This is a genomic window from Massilia endophytica (assembly GCF_021165955.1).
GTDB lineage: Bacteria > Pseudomonadota > Gammaproteobacteria > Burkholderiales > Burkholderiaceae_D > Rugamonas > Rugamonas endophytica.
On sequence record NZ_CP088952.1, the window covers coordinates 2,091,894 to 2,109,970 of the forward strand.

Here is an 18,077-nt window from a genome sequence, read left to right on the forward strand (position 1 = left end):
AGGGAGAAAGCATGTCAACTATTATCGTATTCAGCCACCTGCGCTGGGATTTCGTTTTCCAACGTCCGCAACATCTGCTGACGCGGCTCGCACAGCATTACAGGATCGTCTTCGTGGAAGAGCCGGTCCAGCACAATGGCGAGAGCTACATGAAGACGACGCAGCCGGCAGCCAATATCACGGTGTGCCAGCCGCACACGCCGTCAACCGCCGTCGGCTTCCACGACGACCAGATCCCGCTGCTGCAGCCCCTGGTCGCCAAGCTGGTGCCCGAGAAGGAGGAGCCTATCGTCTGGTTCTACACGCCGATGGCGCTGCCCCTGTTGTCGCAGCTGCATCCGAGCCTGGTGATCTATGACTGCATGGACGAACTGTCCGCCTTCAAGAATCCGCCGCGCCAACTGCTGCAGCGCGAAACGGCCCTGCTCAATATCGCCGACCTGGTCTTCACCGGCGGGCCGAGCCTGTACGAAGCCAAGCGCACGCGCCACAGCAATGCGCACTGCTTCCCCAGCAGCGTGGACGCGCGCCACTTCGCCCAGGCCCTGCAACGCTCGGACAGCCATGAGGCGCAGGCCCACATTCCCCATCCGCGCCTCGGCTTCTATGGCGTGATCGACGAGCGATTCGACACCGGCCTGCTGGGCAAGCTGGCGGATGCGCATCCCGACTGGCAGCTGGTCATGGTAGGCCCCGTGCTCAAGATCGACCCGGCCGAACTGCCGGAACGCTCGAACATCCACTACCTGGGCCAGCGCGGCTATGACGACCTGCCCCGCTTCCTGGCGGGCTGGGACGTGTGCCTGATGCCCTTCGCGCTGAACGAAGCCACGCGCTTCATCAGCCCAACCAAGGTGCTGGAATACATGGCAGCCGAACTGCCCATCGTCAGCACGGCCATCCGCGACGTGGAGCAGCCCTACGGCGACATCGTTGCCATCGGCCACACGGAAGCGGAGTTCATCGCCGCCTGCGAAGCGGCCCTGGCACAGACGCCGGAGCAGACAGCCCGCATGGCCGAGCGCATGCGCGGCATCATCGCCAACACTTCCTGGGACAAGACGGCCGAACGCATGCGCGGCCTGATCGACTCCACCGCGCCGTCGCGCAAGGTGAGCCGCCTCACAACGCCGGAAGGCAGCGTGCAGAACGCATCGTCCAACGTGAATGCGCTGCCGAGTGCGCAGAAGGTGGGCTGCGTGATCGTGGGCGCGGGCCCCACCGGCCTGTCGGCGGCGTATCACCTCGGCCCGGACACCCTGCTGCTGGAGAAGAACTCCACCGTCGGCGGCTGGTGCCGCTCCATCGAGGACAAGGGCTTCACCTTCGACTATGCGGGCCACATCATGTTCTCGAACGACCCGTACGTGCTGAAACTGTACGACACCCTGCTGGGCGATAACCAGCACTGGCAGCTGCGCGAAGCCTGGGTGTACAGCAAGAACGTGTATACGCGCTATCCCTTCCAGGGTGCGCTGTACGGCCTGCCGCCCGCCGTGATCAAGGAGTGCGTGCTGGGCGCCATCGAAGCGCGCTACGGCAGCGAGGAAACGGCCCAGTGCGAAGCCGGAACCGTGGACGACTGCTGCGCGGATGGCACGGTGGATGCGGCCAATGCCAGCGCCGTCGCCAAGAAGGCGGAACCGAAGAACTTCGAGGAGTTCATCTACAAGGTGTGGGGCAAGGGCATCGCCAAGCACTTCGCCATCCCCTACAACAAGAAGATCTGGACCGTACCGCTGACGGACATGGAAACCTCCTGGCTGGGCGGCCGCGTGCCGCTGCCGGACTTGGGCGAGATCATCGAAGGCGCCCTGGAGCCGGTGGCCAAGCCTATGGGCCCCAACGCGCGCTTCGGCTATCCGCTGCGCGGCGGCTTCCAGGCGCTAGTGAACGGCTTCGTCCCCCACATCAAAGGCAAGATCGAGCTGGATGCCTCCGTGGCCCAGGTGCTGCCGCGCGAACACGTGATCGCGCTGGCCGACGGCCGCCGCTTCCGCTACGACCAGCTGGTATCCACCATGCCGCTGCCGGAACTGGTGAAGATCATCGGCAAGGAGGCGCCGGAGGAAGTGCAGGAAGCCGCGCGCGGCTTGCAGCACATCTCCATCCGCTGCGTGAATATCGGCATCAACCGCACGAACGTCACGGAAAAGCACTGGATCTACTACCCGGAAGACACCATCTTCCACCGCATTTTCGTGCAGGGCAATGCGAGTCCGGAGTGCAATCCGCCAGGCGGCTTCGGCTTTACTTGCGAGATCTCCTATTCGCCATGGAAGCCGCTGCCGATGGATGGCGACGACCTGATTGCGCGCTGCGTGCAGGACTGCGTGAAAGTGGGCTTCATGAACCCGGATGACGAGGTGGTGACCGCGAACCTGGTCGATATGCCGTATGCCTACGTGCTGTATGACCACAACCGTGCGAAGAACGTGGAGACCGTGCGTGCCTGGCTGCTGAAGCACGACATCATCCTCGCGGGGCGTTACAGCGAGTGGGAGTACTACAACTCCGACCATGCCTTCCTGGCCGGGAAAAAGGCTGCAGAGAAGGTCATGGCCCGCCTGCCCGCCGCGAAGCCCGCCATCAACGCGCCGATGCCCAAGCAGTAAAGAAGCGTCTCGGCAAGGCGTTGTGGATCGCCGTCGCAGCAATGGCCGCATGGCCGGTTGCGACGGCGATCTGGTTCAGCCCCAGCACCACGTCGCCCACGGCATACAGCCCGGGTACGCTGGTGCGCTGGTGGCCGTCCACCACGAGCTTCGCACACTCCCCCGTTTCGGCCCCCAGTGCCGCGGCCAGCTCCGAGCGCGCGGTTTCGCCTAGCATGGGATACAGCACATCGAAGCAGTGTTCCTCCCCATCCTCCGTATGCAGCACGGGCTGCATGGCACCGTTCAGCGTCACCCCCTTCAGGCGGGAAGCTACGTAGCGCACGCCCGCCGCACCGAGTTGCGCGCATTCCTCTTCCGCCAGGGGCACGTCGAGATCGCGCTCGAACAGCGTGACGTCGGCGCTGAATGTACGCATGAAGAGCGCATGGCCCGTGCGGTTGTGCGCTTGCGACACCACGGCCACGCGCTTTCCCAGAACGTCATAGCCGTCGCACACCGGGCAAAGGCGCAGGGCGCCGCTGGCGACGGCATCGCGCCATCCCTCCACGGGCAGGCCTGCGTCGGCCACGCCGGTCGCCAGGAGCACCATGCTTGCGTGGATCTCGCCTTCCTCGCAGCTCGCGACAAAGGCATCGCCTTCCTTGCGCAGCGCCGTGATCTCCGTATCCTCCACAGCGCCGCCGCAGGAGCCCAGCTGGCACCGAAGGCTGGACAGCAGTTCTCCGCCGGGCACGCCCTGGGGAAAGCCGGGATAGTTATGGCTGACGGGAACCAGCGCAAGGCGGCTGCGCCCCTTGTCTGCAACGATGATCTCGCGCCGGAAACGGCGCAGGTAGATGGCGGCGGCCAGGCCTCCCGGACCTCCTCCGATAATCAGCACTTCGCAGCGGCGGACCTTCACCGGCGGACGCTGTCCTGCTGGCCGCTGCTTCCGGCGGTGGCGCCGGCAGTCCCGCTGGAACCGGCAGTCGTGGCATTGCCCACGCTGGAGGTGCCGAGCGGCGTGGTCACGCCGGGCGTGCCGACAGCACCGCTGTCGAGCGGCGGCGTAGCGGCCGGTACGGGCGGAATCACCGTCCCCGGCACACTGCTCAGGGGCGGCACGGCGGTCGCCGGTGTCGTGCTGCCCGGCGGAACGATGGTAACGGGCTTGCGCTGCCGGTCGAGCGGAATGGCCTGCTCGGGCTGGCTGCCCATCACGCTCACGCTCGCGCCAGTATTCACCTGGCCGTTGCGGGAGGTGTCGAGGCGGGTCTGTGCCGACGCCGCGCCCGCGGCCAGCGCGCACATCAGTATCGAGGCATGCAGTTTCATGACGGTTCCTCCATGATTCTGGCGATGCCTCATTCTTGCATGCCCTGCCATTGCGGCAAGTAGGATCAAGCCGCGTCTTCAGGTCGGAGCGTATCTGCCGGTCTCGCGGATTTTCAGAATACCGATCACATTGCACAGCCGCATACGGCAGAGCTGAAGCGCATCCTCCTCCGCGGCGGCCAGCGACAGGTCCACCACCACGCCATGCCGTCCCGGCTCCATGCGCAGGCTGCGCAGCGCCAGTCCCCCGCGCCGCACGATGGCCAGCACCATCTCCAGCGCATCGGTGGCGGCCTGCGGTTCCACCCGCAGGCGGAAATTTCGTTGAAAGTCATCCATGGGTCAAACTATATGCTTGCCACCTCGGAATGTGCGTCTCATTTTCCTGTACGATTGAGGTATTTGAAGAATATTCTTCTCTCGATAAAGGAAACCATGGAAGAAATCGACGAAACGGACCGCCGCATCCTGCGCGAGCTGCGCAAGGATGGCCGCCTGAGCAATACCAAGCTGTCCGAAAAGGTGGGGCTCTCGACCACGCCCTGCTGGAACCGGGTGCGGGCGCTGGAGGACCGCGGGGTGATCGAAGGCTATACGGCACTGCTCAACCAGCAGGCCCTGGGCCTGCCGGACACGGTAATCATCGAAGTCACGCTGGAGCGCCATGACGACGACATGCTGGCGAAATTCGGCGAGGCGCTGGCGGAGCTGCCGGAGGTGATGGAAGCTTACCTGCTGACGGGCGAATACGATTACCTGATCAAGGTGGCGGTGGCAGGGACGGCGGGCTACGAGGAATTCCTGCGCCGCAAGCTCTACAAGCTGCCCGGCCTGCGCCACAGCCGCTCCACCTTCGTCCTCCGCTGCCTCAAGCGCGCCCATTCCGTCGAGCCCTGAGGCCCGGCTTCAGGCGGCCAGGCGCTGCTGCAGGAGGGCGAGGACGGCGGCTTCTTCGGGGTGGAGTTCGTGCAGCTCTTCGATCAGCTCCTCTTCCGCGCGCTGGCGCAATCCTGCCAGCTCGGCGCCGTCTAGGTAGGCGTCCAGCACCGCCGGGTGCACATAGCATTTGCGGCAGACGGACGGGGTGTTGCCGAGCTTTTTCGCCACCGCTTCGATGGCGCGCACGACATTCTTCTTGGCCTGTGCCTCGGAGTCGAACTTCTCGAACTCCTGCAGGGCCATCGCCGCAAGTACCGTCCCGGCCCAGGTGCGGAAATCCTTGGCCGTGTAGTCTTCGCCGCTGATGGTGCGCAGGTAGTCGTTGACGTCGGAGGAATCCACGCTGTGCTGCCCGCCCTCGTCGTCGATGTACTGGAACAGCTCCTGCCCGGGAATTTCGCGCGAACGCTGGATGATGCGGGCGAGCCGCCGGTCATGCACCTTCACGGAGTGATAGACGCCGCTCTTGCCGCGGAAGCGGAATTCCACGTCGCTGCCGTCCACCTTCACGTGCCGGTTGCGCAGCGTGGTGAGGCCGAAGGATTTGTTCTCGCGCGCGTATTCCTCGTTCCCGACCCGCATCATCGTCACCTGCAGAAGATAGACGATGGTGGCGAGCACCTTCTCGCGCGGCAGGCCGGGAAGGCGCAGGTCTTCGTCCACCTTGCGCCTTATCTGCGGCAGCGCCTTGCCGAAGGCGATCATGCGCTCGTATTTGACCTCGTCGCGCACTTCCCGCCAGCGCGGGTGGTAGCGGTACTGCTTGCGCCCGCGCGCATCGCGCCCCGTGGCCTGAAGGTGGCCGTTGGGCTGGGCGCAGATCCACACGTCGGTCCACGCAGGCGGTATCGCCAGCGATTTGATGCGGGCCAGCGTTTCCTCGTCCCGCACCGGCGCCCCGTCCGCATCGGTATAGCGGAAGCCATCGCCGTTGCGGGCCCGCGCGATCCCGGGTTTGGCGTCGCTGACGTAGCGCAGCCCGGCCGCCCTGGCCACAGCCGGGGCGGAGGCAGATATGTCGGTCTCCATGACGCCACTGTGCAGCAGGATTGCCCCGGCTTCCGTTCGCTAGCCAACATGACAATGTAACGCGCCGGAAATCCCACTGGGGTACAATGCTGTCTCCACTGTAAGATGAGCGGCTGCTGGCCATGTTCCCGTACGTGGCGGCCGCAAGATGCCAATGAAATATTCCCCCCTGCTCGCGCTGGTCATTGCAGCGCATGCCGGCGCGTTTGCTGCCGAGCCGCCGACGGAACTCGGCACCTGGAACACCTCCGCCGAACTGGGCGCGATCACCACCTCCGGCAATACGGCGGGTACCTCCGTCACCGGCAAGATCGATGCGCGCCAGGAGCTGGAGGAGTGGAGCAACGAGTACATTCTCTCCGGCTTCTTCAAGGAAGACGAGAACAAGAGCAACGGCCAGACCGTGCGCTCGGCCGAGCGTTTCGAGGCATCCGCCAAGGCGGCCTATAAGCTGATCGGCACGGACAAGCAGCTGTACGTGATCGGCTCCCACGTGGACGACCGCTTCGGCGTCTTCTCGCGCTACTCGTCCCTCTCCGTCGGCCACGGCAAGCGCTTCTCCTATTCCCCGGAGAAGACGCTCGACGTGGAACTCGGTCCAGGCTATTTCTCCGGCAAGCGCCCAACCGGCGAAACGGAAAACGGGATGACGGTGCGCGGCGCAGCCGCCTTGCGCTGGCGCCTGTCGCCTTCCGCCCTGTTCTCGCAGCGCGTGGTGATGGAGCGCGGCACGTCCAACCTGCACTCCGTGGCGGAAACGGCGCTCAGCACCAAGATCAACGGCACCATGCAGATGAAGGCCGCCTTCAGCGCGCGTAACGACACCAACGTGCCCGCGAACAAGGAAAATACGGATACCCAGACGTCGCTGACGCTGGTCTACTCCTTCTAAGCCAGGGCGCAAGGCCCGGACAGCAGCAGGACCATGGTGGTCCACGCCACCCCTGCGAGGGCCAGTGCGGCCGATGCGGCATCGGCGAAGGCGCGCAGCGCGCGCTTTCCCTTCGCTGCCCGGCAGCCGCGCCACAGCATCCATGCCACCAGAGCCAGCGCCAGCGCGCTGGCGGCGGCCTGCACCGCCCATGCCCCGGCCCCGCAGCTCACTGCGGCATAGAGATAGCAGAAAGTGAAATGCGCAGCCCACACCAGCAGGGGCGCGCAGGCCCGCAGTGTGAGGGAGAACAAGCGCTCGTGGCGGTCCATCACGCCCCCATCCATCGCGGCAGCATCTGCACAACAGCCATCGCCACAGCGCCTTGCAGCGCCGTGTAGTGCCAGATCAGCGCCCCGCAGTCGAGCGCCGCGCGGCTCGCAGGCGTGAGCCGCTTGGCCAGCGACCGTGCGGCGATCCACGGCGCCACAAAGCCGAGCAGGAGCAGATGCAGTCCCTGGTAAGCATTCATGGCGGCGATGGAAGCACCCCAGGCGTGCGATACCGGATCGAGCCTGGCGGCGCTCCACAGGCTCCAGCTGTCGCACGCCCACGCCGCCAGCATGAACAGGAAAGCGCCCCCCATCAGCCAGCGCAGCGAAGCCTGCGAGCGCCCGGGCGCCAGCGTGTGGCGGCGAGCCAGCCACACCATGCCCGAACTGGCGGCGGCCAGCGCCAGCGCCAGCAAGGGCCAGTGCGCCTCCGGCAGCCTGGCGCCGGGCGGCGGGCAGACTTCCAGGCGCATCGACACCTGCACATGGCTGAAGGCGATGGCGGCAAAGACGGACGCATCCACCACCAGCATGACTACCGTGGCCCACCAGGCGTGGCTGGCCGGGCCGGATGAACCCACGGGCAGGGTCACACGGTCGGCAACCTTTGCTTCCGGCACCGGCGGCGCGTGGTCCTGCTGCCACAGCCAGGCCAGCAAGGCGGCCAGCGCCACCAGGGCGCACACCCAGGCGGCCGCCGTCAGTTTGATCGTCAGGAGCAGGAAGAATCCCGCTGTACCCGCGGCGGAAATGAAGGGCCACCAGCTGTCCGTGGGCAGCACCAGCAGGTAGCGCGGCGTGGCGCTCACCGGGCTGGTGACGATGGTCTCGCGCTGCCCGGTCACGCTGCCCGGCAGCCAGTGCGCGCCCGCTTCCACCTCCTCGGGCAGCGAAGGCCTGTCCCACAGCGGCTCCTGGCTGTCGACCTGCGGAATGCTGCGCACGGCGTAGTCGCCTGTCGGCAGCCATTCCAGTGTGCTGGCCTTCCAGGGATTGCCATGCTTCCGCTTCGGCCTGCGCAGGGTGCGCCACGCGTCGGCGGCGAACAGCAGCACACCGGCCGCGAACAGGAAGGCGCCGATGGTGGATGCCATGTTCAGGCCATTCCAGCCCAGGTCCGGCGCGTAGGTGTAGACGCGGCGCGGCATGCCGAGCAGGCCGGTGATGTGCATGGGGAAGAAGGCCAGGTTGAAGCCCCCGAACATGAGGCCGAATATCCAGCGCGCCATGCGCTCCGACAGAACATGACCGTTCAGCAGCGGCAGCCAGTAATACATGGCCGCGAACACGGGGAACACCATTCCGCCGATGAGCACATAGTGGAAGTGGGCGACGATGAAGTAGGTGTCGTGCACCTGCCAGTCGAAAGGCACCACCGCCACCATCACACCCGTCAGGCCGCCCAGCACGAAGATGAACATGAAGCCCATCAGGAACAGTGCGGGCGCATTGACGGCCACCCTGCCCCGCCACAGCGTGGCTATCCAGGCGAAGACCTGGATAGCCGTGGGCACGGCGACCGCCATGCTGGCCGCGGACACGAAGCCCATCTCCAGCACGCCCAGGCCCGCGGTGAACATGTGGTGGGCCCAGAGCGCAAAGCTGAAGAAGCCCACGCCGACAAGGGCGACAATGACTGCGCGCCGTCCCGCCAGCGGCGTTCCCGCAATGGTGGGGATCATGGTGGAGACCATGCCCGCCGCGGGCAGGAAGATGATGTAGACCTCGGGGTGACCGAAGAACCAGAACAGGTGCTGCCACAGCACCGGGTCGCCGCCCCGCTCGGCGATGAAGAACGGCCAGTCGTAAGCCCTTTCCAGCTCCAGCAGCGCCGTGCCTGCGATCACGGCCGGGAAGGCGAACACGATCATCACAGCCACCACCAGCATGGACCAGGCGTAGACCGGCATCTTCGACAGCGTCATGCCCGGCGCGCGCGTGAAGAGAATGCCCACAATGAGCTCGATGGCGCCGGCAATCGCCGATATCTCGATAAAGCCGATGCCCAGCAGCCAGAAGTCCGCATTCAGGCCCGGCGACCACGTCTTGCCTGTGAGCGGCGGATACATGAACCAGCCGCCGTCCGGCGCCAGGCCAAAGAAAAGGGAGCAGAAAAAGCCGATGCCGCCAATGGCGTAGGCCCAGTAGGCGTAGGCGGAGAGTCTCGGAAACGGCAGGTCGCGCGCCCCCAGCATGCCGGGCAGCAGATAGACGGCAATGGCCTCCACCACGGGAATCGCGAACAGGAACATCATCACCGTGCCGTGCATGGTGAAGACCTGGTTGTAGGCCGCCGCGCTCAGGAGGCCGTTCTCAGGCACCGCAAGCTGAAGGCGCATCAGCAGGCCAAGCACACCCGCCAGCACAAAGAACAGCATGGCCGTGGCGATATAGAGGACGCCGATCCGCGTGTTGTTGACCGCCTTGAGGCTGCGCCAGCCCGCAGGCGTTCGCCACACCTCTTCCAGCAGCTCGATTTCGCCCGACGGACGGGGCGTGTAGCTGGGCAGGGAATCCTTCATTTCAGGGACTCCAGCCAGGAGGCCAGCGCGCGCACGGTCTCGCCATCCATGCTCCCCGCGCCGGGCATGCGCGCACCGTGCTTGATGGCCTGCGGGTCCGCGATCCACCCCGCCAGCGCTGCCTGGTCCGTGCGCAGCGTGCCTGCCGCGATGTATTGGCGGCTGCCGACATGGGTCAGGTCCGGCCCGAGCGCGGCGCCGCTGCTGACGCCGCGCACCGAATGGCAGGCGTTGCAGCGCTGCGCGAGGAAGGCATCCCGCCCGCGCCGCAGCGTCCCGCTCGCAGGCGGCGCCGCATCGCGCGCCTGCCCCGCAAGCCACGCGTCGAACTCCGCCTGCGGCAGTGCAATCACATGCAGCGCCATGCGCGCATGCTGCTCGCCGCAGTATTCCGCACACTGGCCCCGGTAGACCCCGGGCTTGTCCGCCTGCAGGCGCAGGCCGTGGATACGGCCGGGCACCATGTCCACCTTGCCGCCCAGCTGCGGCACCCAGAAGGCGTGAATGACGTCGCTCGTGCTCAGGCCAAGGTAGACGGGCTTCCCGACGGGGATGCGCAGTTCGTTGGCCGTCACAATATCCGCTCCGCCCGCGGGATCGGGATAGCGCAGCTCCCACCACCACATCTTGCCGACCACGGAAATGGGCAGCGCATTCTTCGATCCCTGCGCCCCGAAGCGCGCCGTATGCCAGCTGCTGTAGGCAAGCAGCAGCGTCAGCACGGCGACGGGAAACAGCAGTCCCCCGCCGGCAATCCATCTGCGCACCTTCACCGCGCGGGGCTGCGTGCGCAGGCTGCGCACGAGCAGCCACATGACGCCTGCGAAGATGGCCGCGCCGCCCAGGAAAAGCACCCAGCCAAGATGGGCGATGATGGCCGCATCCTGCGTGGCGGGTGCGAGCACGGATTGCAGGCCAGCCCTCATTGCAGTGTGTAGAGATAGGCCGCCATATGGCGCGCGTCGGCAGGAGACACGCCCATGTTCGGCATCAGCGTACCGGGATGGATGGCGGGGGGATCGACGATCCAGCGTACCAGCGGCTCGGGATAGTTGGGCAGGTGGCCCGCGATATAGCTCTGGCGGGCAAAGGTCTCCAGCGAGGGGCCCGCCGTGCTGCGCGCCCCCATGACGCCCGGGATGGCATGGCAGCTGCCGCACTGGTACTGCGCCAGCAGCTTGCGCCCGCGCTCGGCGTCGCCGCCCTGTACCTTGACGTGCTCCCGCCCACCCCGCTCGCAGGCCGTCAGCACGACGAGTCCCAGCACCGCCATGGCGGCGCCGCGCCAGAACCAGCGATGTCCAGACGAGTCGCGCACACACCGTTCCTGCACAAAATGAAGGAACCCATATAATACAAGAAAGACATCATAGATATTTTTTCAACTGTGCGCACAGCGCGAAGCCATGGCCTCGAACCGTATCCGTCTTGCGATCAAGACCGTTGTCGCCACCCTGGCAGTGCTGGGCGTGGCCGCGCTGTCGCTCGGCCTCGCGGTTCTGTACGGCGGCTGGTACAACGTGGGCGCCACGCGCCAGCACTTCCAGTTCGTGCATACCCTGCTGGAGAAAGGAATGCATGAGTCGGTGCGCCACCATGCCCGCGGCATTACCCCTCCTCCCTTCGATGCACGCATGGCCCGGCATGGCGCCGCCATCTACGCCGCCCACTGCGTGAAGTGCCACGGCGCGCCCGGCGTGGCGCAGGAGGATTTCGGACAGAGCATGCAGCCCGTGCCCGGACCGCTGGTGGATGCGGCGCGGCACTGGAAGGAACGGGAGATGTACTGGATCACGCGGCATGGCATCAAGATGAGCGGCATGCCCGCCTGGGAATTCCACCTGAGCGAGGAGGAGCTGTGGTCCGTGGTTGCCTTCCTGCGCGAGCTGCCGGCACTGACGCCGCAGGCCTACCGCGCCGCCACGGAAGGCGCTGCCCTCCCGGTTCTGGCGCCGCGAAGCTACCCGGTGGATGTGGAACGGGGCCGGACCGCCCTCGCCCAGCATGCCTGCCAGGCCTGCCACCTGATTCCCGGCGTGACAGGTCCGGACGCCTACGTGGGCCCGCCCCTGAAGGACATGGCCGAACGCAAGTTCATCGCGGGCAGCCTTCCCAACAGCGCGGACAATCTCGCCCGCTGGATACGGGCGCCGCATGAAGTCGATCCCGCCACCGCCATGCCGCAACTGGGCGTAAGCGAGCGCGATGCGCGCGACATGGCCGCCTACCTGCTGCAGGCGCGCTGACCGTTCGTGCGTCACGGCTTCGCCGGATCGGCCATGATTGTGGCATGAACGACAATACCCAGAAACCCGAAGAACGCCGTTTCATGCGCCGCGTCGCGCTGGTGGACGGCATCGGCATCCTCGCCATCCTGGCGCTGGCCGCCGTCTGGTATGCCTACGACGCGCTGCTGCTGGTATTCGCCTGCATACTCTTCGCCGTGCTGCTCTTTGAACTGAGCAAGATGCTCCAGCGGCGCCTCCGCCTGCGCCGCCAGTGGTCCCTGGCCCTGGTGGTATCCGCGCTGCTGCTGGCCCTGGGCCTTTTCGGATGGCTCGCGGCGCCTCACGTCGGCGAGCAGGCGGACAAGCTGGCGGACGCCGTGCCCGAAGCGCTCAAGCGCCTGCACGATGCGGTCGAACAGCAGCCCCTCCTGAAGCGCCTCATGACGGGCATGCCCTCTCCCGAGCAGATGCAGAAGCAGATCGCCCAGATGGTGCCGAACGCGGGCCTCTTCTTCACTGGCCTGCTGGGCGCCCTGGGCAATGTGGTCATCATCCTTTTCGTGGGCGTCTACTTTGCCGCCCAGCCCTACCTCTATATCGATGGTCTCGTGACGCTGGTGCCGAAGCGGCACCGTGCCCGCGCTCGCGAAGTGCTGGACGAAATCGGCCGCACGCTGGCGCGCTGGCTGGTGGGCAAAGCCGTATCCATGCTGGTGGTGGGCGTGGCTTCGGGAGTGGGACTGAGCCTGCTCGGCGTTCCGCTGGCGATGATCCTGGGCCTGATCGCCGGCCTGCTCGACTTCATTCCCTATCTGGGACCTTTGATGGCAGGCGTTCCGGCCGTGCTGATCGCCTTCTCCGACAGCCCCGCGCTCGCACTCTATGTGGTGGCGCTGTTCGGAGCGATACAGCTGGTGGAAGGCTACCTGCTTTCGCCGCTGATCGAAAAGCGTACGGTGTCGCTGCCGCCCGCACTGACCATTGTGATGCAGCTGCTGTTCGGCGCCCTGTTCGGCATGGCTGGCGTGGCGCTGGCCACGCCGCTGACGGCGGTGCTGGCCGTGCTGGTATCCATGCTGTACGTACAGGATGTGCTGGGCGATCCGGTGCGTACGCCCTCGCAGCGCGAAGACTAGCTGTCCAGCTGCTTCTGGGTCTGGTACAGGCGGGCGTAGATGCCGCCATGCGCCAGCAGCGCCTCATGCGTGCCCAGCTCCGCGATGGCGCCGCTGTTCATCACGACGATACGGTCCGCGTTTTCGATGGTGGACAGGCGGTGCGCGATGACCACGGTGGTACGGCCCTTCATCAGCCGCTCGAGCGCAGCCTGCACCTGGCGTTCCGATTCCGTATCGAGGGCGCTGGTGGCCTCGTCCAGGATCAGGATGGGCGCGTCCTTGTACAGCGCGCGCGCAATCGCGAGGCGCTGCCGCTGGCCGCCTGAAAGGCGCAGGCCGTTCTCGCCCACCCCGGTCTGATAGCCCTGCGGCTGGCGTTCGATGAATTCGTGCGCATAGGCCGCGCGGGCCGCCGCCTCGACACGCTGCTGGTCCGGGGCAGGATCGCCGTAAGCGATATTTGCGGCCAGGGTATCGTTGAACAGCACCACATCCTGGCTCACCAGCGCGATCTGCTTGCGCAGTTCATCCAGCCGGTACTCGCGCAGGTCCACGCCATCGAGCAGGATGCGGCCGCCGGTCACGTCATAGAAGCGCGGCAGCAGGCTGGCCAGCGTGGTCTTGCCGCTGCCGGAGCCGCCCACCAGGGCCACCGTTTCGCCTGCCGCGATGTCGAGCGACACATTGCGCAGCGCGGGCGCGGCATCCGGGTCCTGCACGCCATAGCGGAAGGCCACGCCTTCGAGCTGGATGCGGCCCTGGGCGCGCTCCAGCGTGAGCGTGCCGGTGTCGGCCTCGATGGGAGCATCGATCAGCCCGAACACCGACTTGGCGGCCGCGAGCCCCCGCTGCAGCGGCTCATTGATCTTCGTGAGGTTCTTGATCGGCCCCTGCATGGACATCAGGCAGGTGATGAAGGCCACGAAAGCGCCCGGCGACAGCGCGCCCGCGCGCGAGCGGATCAGCGCGAAATAAATCACTGCCGACAGCGTGGCGCCCACCAGCATCATGATCATGCCGGAGTTCATGGCCGCCGTGGATGCGTGCTTGACGGCGAGCTGGCGGTTCAGCTTCACCACCTCGTCGAAACGCTTCTGCTCATAGCGCTGGCCGCCGAAGATCTTCACCACGCGCTGGCCGCCGATGCTCTCGTCCAGCACGCGCGTCAGCTCGCCCATTGCGTGCTGCGCACCTTCGCTGAGGCGCCGCATGCGGCGTCCCGCGAAGATCACCACGGACGACACAAGCGGCAGCAGCGCCAGGCAGAACACAGCCAGCTGCCAGTCGATGGCGAACAGCGATATCAGGTAGCCCGCCGTCGCCACCGAATCGCGCACGGCCACATTCAGCACATTCAGGCCCGCCTGCGCCACCTGGTTTGCGTCGAAGGTCACGCGCGACAGCGTGGTGCCGGTAGAGGACTGGTCGAAGTAATTGTTCGGCAGGCGCAGGATGCGGGCGAACATCTGCTCGCGCAGATTGGCCTGCACCCGGTTGCTCAGCCACGAGGAGCCGTAGTCGCCCGAAAAGCTGCTCGCCATGCGCAGCAGCGCGAGCGCCATGATGATGGCCGGGATGGCCCACAGCACGGCATCGCCGCCGTGCACGGGCAGCAGGCGGTCCACCCACCCTGCCAGCACAGCCAGCACGCCGCCCGGCGGCGCATGGTGGGTGCCGACCTGTGTGCCGATGGTGTCCACCACGTTCTGCAGCTGGCGGATCAGCATCACATCCGTGAGCGCGGCAACCGCCACGGCGGCCAGGGTCGCCAGCAGGACGCCTTTATATGGAAGGAATTCCTTCAGCAGTCGGAAGTACAGTTGGCGGCTTTGCACGGGCTTGGCGAGTGATCGGGAAAGGCAGCATTGTACCTGCCTTCCGCAGCGGAACAAGAACTGGGCATATCCCACGGTGGCCTGGCTGATTTCGCCCGAGATCAGCGGGCCTCATGCTCCCGGGCGCCACACGCCGCAGGCTTCCTCGATTTAACAATTCATTCGCTTCAGAAACAAACTGGACATCAGTCCCGCTTGCTCTCCATTCGCATTCTTTTCCCATTAGAAATTTCCGTAAATCATTGATTTAAAAGCTTTCCTATTGGCACGTTGCATAATCGTCACGGTTGCAAAAAATATGAGGAAACTCAACAGTGCGTTAGCTCATCAACAACATTTCAGGCATATACTCGTCTTGCAATTTGTTACATGTTGCCTCCCTCCACTGTCCAAACGAAAGCGAACCAATGAAAACGTTCCTCTCACTTTTTGCTAGCGCTGCGCTGACGATCTCGGCCAGCGCCTACGCCGACGCACCGCCGAGCTCCCTGAGCGAAGGCTTCGACAATGTCGCCGGCCTCAGCGGCTGGGCCCTGTACAATGGCGATCCCGCCGGCGAGTCCTGGTTCCAGGGAAATAGCGGCATCTTCAACGCTGCCGCGGGCGCGGCGAACTCGTATATCGCCGCCAACTTCCTGTCTGCCAGCATGAGCAGCACGGTCGTCGACAACTGGCTCATCACACCCGAGTTCACCGTGAACGGCACGGCCCAGCTGCGCTTCCTCACCCGCAATTCGGCCGAGCAGGGCTTCAACGACACCCTGCACGTGATGTTCGGCGCGGGCGGCGGCACGGACGTCAGCGGCTTCACCACCACCCTGCTGACGGTGGGCGGCGGCAGCACCTACCCGGGCGGCTGGACGGAGTACGTGGCCAATGTCAGCGGCAGCGGCACCGGGCGCTTCGCCTTCCACTATGCGGGCCTGGCCGAGAACGCCTCCTACATCGGCATCGACAGCGTCAGCATCGCCGCCGTGCCCGAACCCACTTCCTGGCTGATGCTGGGCGTCGGCCTGGCCGGTCTCGGCCTGCTGCGCCGCAAGGGCCGCCGCGTCGCCGGCGCCGGCATTGCGCTGGCCGCCCTTGGCATGTCGCAGGGCGCCATGGCCGCCGGTCCGCAGCAGCATGGCATGGTGGTGGTGAAGGATGCGGAGACCGGCAAACTGCGCGCACCAACCGACGCCGAGTTCCGCCAGCTGGTGCCGCAGCAAGTGCCGGAATCCGCCTTCTCGGCGGGCGGCACGGGCAAAGCGCCGGAGGTGAAGGTCAACGCGCGCGGCATGCGTTTCGCCAATGTGGAAAACCAGGCCGTATTCTCCGTGGTCCAGGCCAACGCCGACGGCAGCCTGAGCGAAGCCTGCGTCGTGGGCGAGAAAGCCGCCACCGAGTTCGTGAACAAGCGCGCTTCCAAAGCGCAAGCCAAGGAGGCCCGCTATGAAGCACAATAAGTTTGCCCTGAGCTGCGGCGCAGCCGCCCTGCTGCTCGCCTTTGGCGCCGCACAGGCCGCCACGATCCAGATCATCAACATGAACGCGCCTGGCGAGGGCTTCAACGACCCCACGCCGGTCGCCCCGATCGGCGGCAACCCCGGCACCACCCTGGGCGCGCAGCGCCTGTACGCTTTCACCTATGCCGCCAATATCTGGGGTTCCAAGCTGACTAGCCCTGTGCCGATCCGCATCAAGGCCAGCTTCGAGCCGCGCACCTGCACCGCTACCAGCGCCGTGCTCGGTTCCGCGGGCGCGATGGAGATCTTCTACGATTTCCCCGGGGCCCCGCTGCCGGGCACCTGGTATCCCGGCGCGTTGACCGCCAAGCTCTATGGGGATGAGGTCTCCAGCGAGGCCCATATCCGGGCGCGCTTCAACTCCCGCCTGGGCGAGCCGGACTGCCTGGCGGGCAGGTACTTCTACCTGGGCCTGGACGGTAACGAAGGCAACAACGTGGACTTCGTTGCCGTGCTGCTGCACGAAATGGGCCACGGCCTGGGCTTCCAGACCTTCACCGACGGATCCACGGGCGAATACTTCGACGCCGCGCCCGGCGATCCCGGCCATCCCTCGGTGTGGGACCACTACCTGACCGATGTGGCCCTGAACAAGACCTGGACCCAGAGCACCCCCGCCGAACGCGCGGTTTCGGCGCTGAGCGTGGACAAGCTGGCCTGGGGCGGCGCGCTCGTGACCCAGTCCGCGCCGCAGGTGCTGGACAAGCTGGGCGTGGTCAACATCAGCGGACCTGCCGCGGGCGCCACGGCTGGTGACAAGCAGTACGGCGATGCGGCCTTCGGCAACCCGGTCGGCCATCCGCCCGTCTCGGGCCAGCTGATGCCGGTGGTGGACCAGGCCAACGGCACCGGCCTCGCGTGCTCGCCGCTCAACTCCATCAACATCCGTTCCGTACAGGGCAATGTGGCCCTGGTGGACCGCGGCGGCTGCCCCTTCGTGCAGAAGGCCGCCAACGTGCAGGCCGCGGGTGCGATCGCCATGATCGTGGCGGACAATGCGCCCGGCACCCCGGCAGGCATGAGCGGCGCCGACCCGACCGTGACGATTCCGTCCGTGCGCATCAGCCAGGCCGACGGCCAGGCCCTGCGCGCCGCCCTGGCCAAGCGTTCGCGCACGGCCTCGGGCGTCATCGCCACCCTGACCCTGGATCCGACCCGCATGGCAGGCACCGATCCGGCAGGGCGGGTGCTGATGTATGCGCCGAATCCCTACCAGGGAGGCTCCTCGGTGTCGCACTACACCACGGCCACCCGCCGTAACCAGCTGATGGAACCTGCGATCAACGAGGACCTGACGCATGAGGTCGAGCCGCCAATCGACCTCACCTTGCCGCTGCTGAAGGATATCGGCTGGTAAGACTCAGGGCTGCGCCGGCAACTGCGCCAGCGCAGCCCTCAAGGCGCCATGCGCCATGGCGATCTCCGGCGCATCCTGCAGCAGCGCGTTGTAGCGCTTGCGGAAATCCTCATCGATGGCGGGACGCGGCCCCACCAGCAGCTCGAAAGCCGTACGGAAGCGCGCCGCCGTTTCCGCATCCACCGCATCCTCCTCGTCCAGCCTCTCGTCCACTTCCACCATCAGGCCCGAAAGCTTCTGCAGCCACGCGAAATGCGGGTGCTTCGTCACCAGCTGCAGGTGTTCCAGCACGCCGCCCACGGCGCCGAAGTACTGGGTCTCGACATCGAGCATGGCCTTGTGCAGGCGGCGCGCCGTTTTGCTCAGGTGCTGCAGGCTGGCGCGAAGGGTTACGGGATCGTGCATA

Annotated in this window: 17 protein-coding genes; 7 read left to right on the top strand and 10 right to left on the bottom strand. The window is 66.1% G+C overall.

Features of this window, described 5'->3' with window-relative positions; genetic code table 11:
• Nucleotides 1-11: 11 nt before the first annotated feature.
• A complete protein-coding gene (locus LSQ66_RS09450) occupies nucleotides 12-2,615 on the top strand; it encodes an FAD-dependent oxidoreductase (RefSeq protein ID WP_231769525.1) in 2,604 nt (867 codons plus the stop codon).
• Here the strand turns inward: LSQ66_RS09450 and LSQ66_RS09455 are convergent.
• The 3 genes from LSQ66_RS09455 to LSQ66_RS09465 form a co-directional block, all read right to left on the bottom strand.
• Nucleotides 2,590-3,519, bottom strand: coding sequence for an NAD(P)/FAD-dependent oxidoreductase (locus tag LSQ66_RS09455; protein WP_231769526.1), 930 nt, complete (start codon nucleotides 3,517-3,519; stop codon nucleotides 2,590-2,592). The two genes, LSQ66_RS09450 and LSQ66_RS09455, sit on opposite strands and share 26 nt — an antisense overlap.
• A complete protein-coding gene (locus LSQ66_RS09460) occupies nucleotides 3,516-3,932 on the bottom strand; it encodes a RodZ family helix-turn-helix domain-containing protein (RefSeq protein WP_231769527.1) in 417 nt (138 codons plus the stop codon). Before LSQ66_RS09460 ends, LSQ66_RS09455 begins: the two co-directional genes overlap by 4 nt.
• Nucleotides 3,933-4,010: 78 nt before the next feature.
• On the bottom strand, nucleotides 4,011-4,271 hold the full coding sequence (locus tag LSQ66_RS09465) for an ACT domain-containing protein (RefSeq protein ID WP_231769528.1): 261 nt from the start codon (nucleotides 4,269-4,271) through the stop codon (nucleotides 4,011-4,013).
• Between the two features lie 96 nt (nucleotides 4,272-4,367).
• Here LSQ66_RS09465 and LSQ66_RS09470 point away from each other — a divergent pair, with 96 nt between their 5' ends.
• Nucleotides 4,368-4,829 carry an Lrp/AsnC family transcriptional regulator gene (locus LSQ66_RS09470; protein WP_231769529.1) on the top strand — a complete coding sequence of 154 codons (462 nt, stop codon included), beginning with the start codon at nucleotides 4,368-4,370 and terminating at the stop codon, nucleotides 4,827-4,829.
• Nucleotides 4,830-4,838: 9 nt separating this feature from the next.
• On the opposite strand, the gene LSQ66_RS09475 is transcribed toward LSQ66_RS09470, so the two are convergent.
• Nucleotides 4,839-5,900 carry a DNA topoisomerase IB gene (locus LSQ66_RS09475; RefSeq protein ID WP_231769530.1) on the bottom strand — a complete coding sequence of 354 codons (1,062 nt, stop codon included), beginning with the start codon at nucleotides 5,898-5,900 and terminating at the stop codon, nucleotides 4,839-4,841.
• Between the two features lie 154 nt (nucleotides 5,901-6,054).
• Here LSQ66_RS09475 and LSQ66_RS09480 point away from each other — a divergent pair, with 154 nt between their 5' ends.
• Complete coding sequence (locus LSQ66_RS09480) at nucleotides 6,055-6,792, top strand: DUF481 domain-containing protein (protein ID WP_307730253.1); 738 nt, start codon at nucleotides 6,055-6,057, stop codon at nucleotides 6,790-6,792.
• Here the strand turns inward: LSQ66_RS09480 and LSQ66_RS09485 are convergent.
• From LSQ66_RS09485 to LSQ66_RS09500, 4 genes are read right to left on the bottom strand one after another with little or no spacing between them, the layout of a single operon-like run.
• Nucleotides 6,789-7,106 carry a hypothetical protein gene (locus LSQ66_RS09485; protein ID WP_231769532.1) on the bottom strand — a complete coding sequence of 106 codons (318 nt, stop codon included), beginning with the start codon at nucleotides 7,104-7,106 and terminating at the stop codon, nucleotides 6,789-6,791. The genes LSQ66_RS09480 and LSQ66_RS09485 overlap by 4 nt on opposite strands.
• The gene (ctaD, locus tag LSQ66_RS09490; RefSeq protein WP_231769533.1) at nucleotides 7,103-9,625 is read right to left on the bottom strand and encodes a cytochrome c oxidase subunit I; all 2,523 of its coding nucleotides are present in this window, start codon (nucleotides 9,623-9,625) and stop codon (nucleotides 7,103-7,105) included. Before ctaD ends, LSQ66_RS09485 begins: the two co-directional genes overlap by 4 nt.
• A complete protein-coding gene (gene coxB / locus LSQ66_RS09495) occupies nucleotides 9,622-10,551 on the bottom strand; it encodes a cytochrome c oxidase subunit II (protein WP_231769534.1) in 930 nt (309 codons plus the stop codon). The genes ctaD and coxB overlap by 4 nt, the downstream gene beginning before the upstream one ends.
• Entirely contained in the window at nucleotides 10,548-10,943 is a 396-nt protein-coding gene (locus LSQ66_RS09500) for a c-type cytochrome (RefSeq protein WP_231769535.1), read from the bottom strand. Before LSQ66_RS09500 ends, coxB begins: the two co-directional genes overlap by 4 nt.
• A gap of 88 nt (nucleotides 10,944-11,031) precedes the next feature.
• Here LSQ66_RS09500 and LSQ66_RS09505 point away from each other — a divergent pair, with 88 nt between their 5' ends.
• On the top strand, nucleotides 11,032-11,871 hold the full coding sequence (locus tag LSQ66_RS09505; protein ID WP_231769536.1) for a c-type cytochrome: 840 nt from the start codon (nucleotides 11,032-11,034) through the stop codon (nucleotides 11,869-11,871).
• Nucleotides 11,872-11,915: 44 nt separating this feature from the next.
• Nucleotides 11,916-12,989 carry an AI-2E family transporter gene (locus LSQ66_RS09510; protein WP_231769537.1) on the top strand — a complete coding sequence of 358 codons (1,074 nt, stop codon included), beginning with the start codon at nucleotides 11,916-11,918 and terminating at the stop codon, nucleotides 12,987-12,989.
• On the opposite strand, the gene msbA is transcribed toward LSQ66_RS09510, so the two are convergent.
• A complete protein-coding gene (msbA, locus tag LSQ66_RS09515; protein WP_231769538.1) occupies nucleotides 12,986-14,806 on the bottom strand; it encodes a lipid A export permease/ATP-binding protein MsbA in 1,821 nt (606 codons plus the stop codon). The genes LSQ66_RS09510 and msbA overlap by 4 nt on opposite strands.
• A 407-nt stretch (nucleotides 14,807-15,213) precedes the next feature.
• Between msbA and LSQ66_RS09520 the strand changes: the two genes are divergently transcribed.
• Both LSQ66_RS09520 and LSQ66_RS09525 read left to right on the top strand, forming a co-directional pair.
• Complete coding sequence (locus LSQ66_RS09520; RefSeq protein WP_231769539.1) at nucleotides 15,214-16,254, top strand: choice-of-anchor J family PEP-CTERM protein; 1,041 nt, start codon at nucleotides 15,214-15,216, stop codon at nucleotides 16,252-16,254.
• The gene (locus LSQ66_RS09525) at nucleotides 16,241-17,671 is read left to right on the top strand and encodes a PA domain-containing protein (protein WP_231769540.1); all 1,431 of its coding nucleotides are present in this window, start codon (nucleotides 16,241-16,243) and stop codon (nucleotides 17,669-17,671) included. The genes LSQ66_RS09520 and LSQ66_RS09525 overlap by 14 nt, the downstream gene beginning before the upstream one ends.
• Before the next feature lie 3 nt (nucleotides 17,672-17,674).
• Here LSQ66_RS09525 and LSQ66_RS09530 read toward each other — a convergent pair whose 3' ends face one another.
• Nucleotides 17,675-18,076 carry a hypothetical protein gene (locus LSQ66_RS09530; protein WP_231769541.1) on the bottom strand — a complete coding sequence of 134 codons (402 nt, stop codon included), beginning with the start codon at nucleotides 18,074-18,076 and terminating at the stop codon, nucleotides 17,675-17,677.
• Nucleotide 18,077 lies beyond the last annotated feature (1 nt).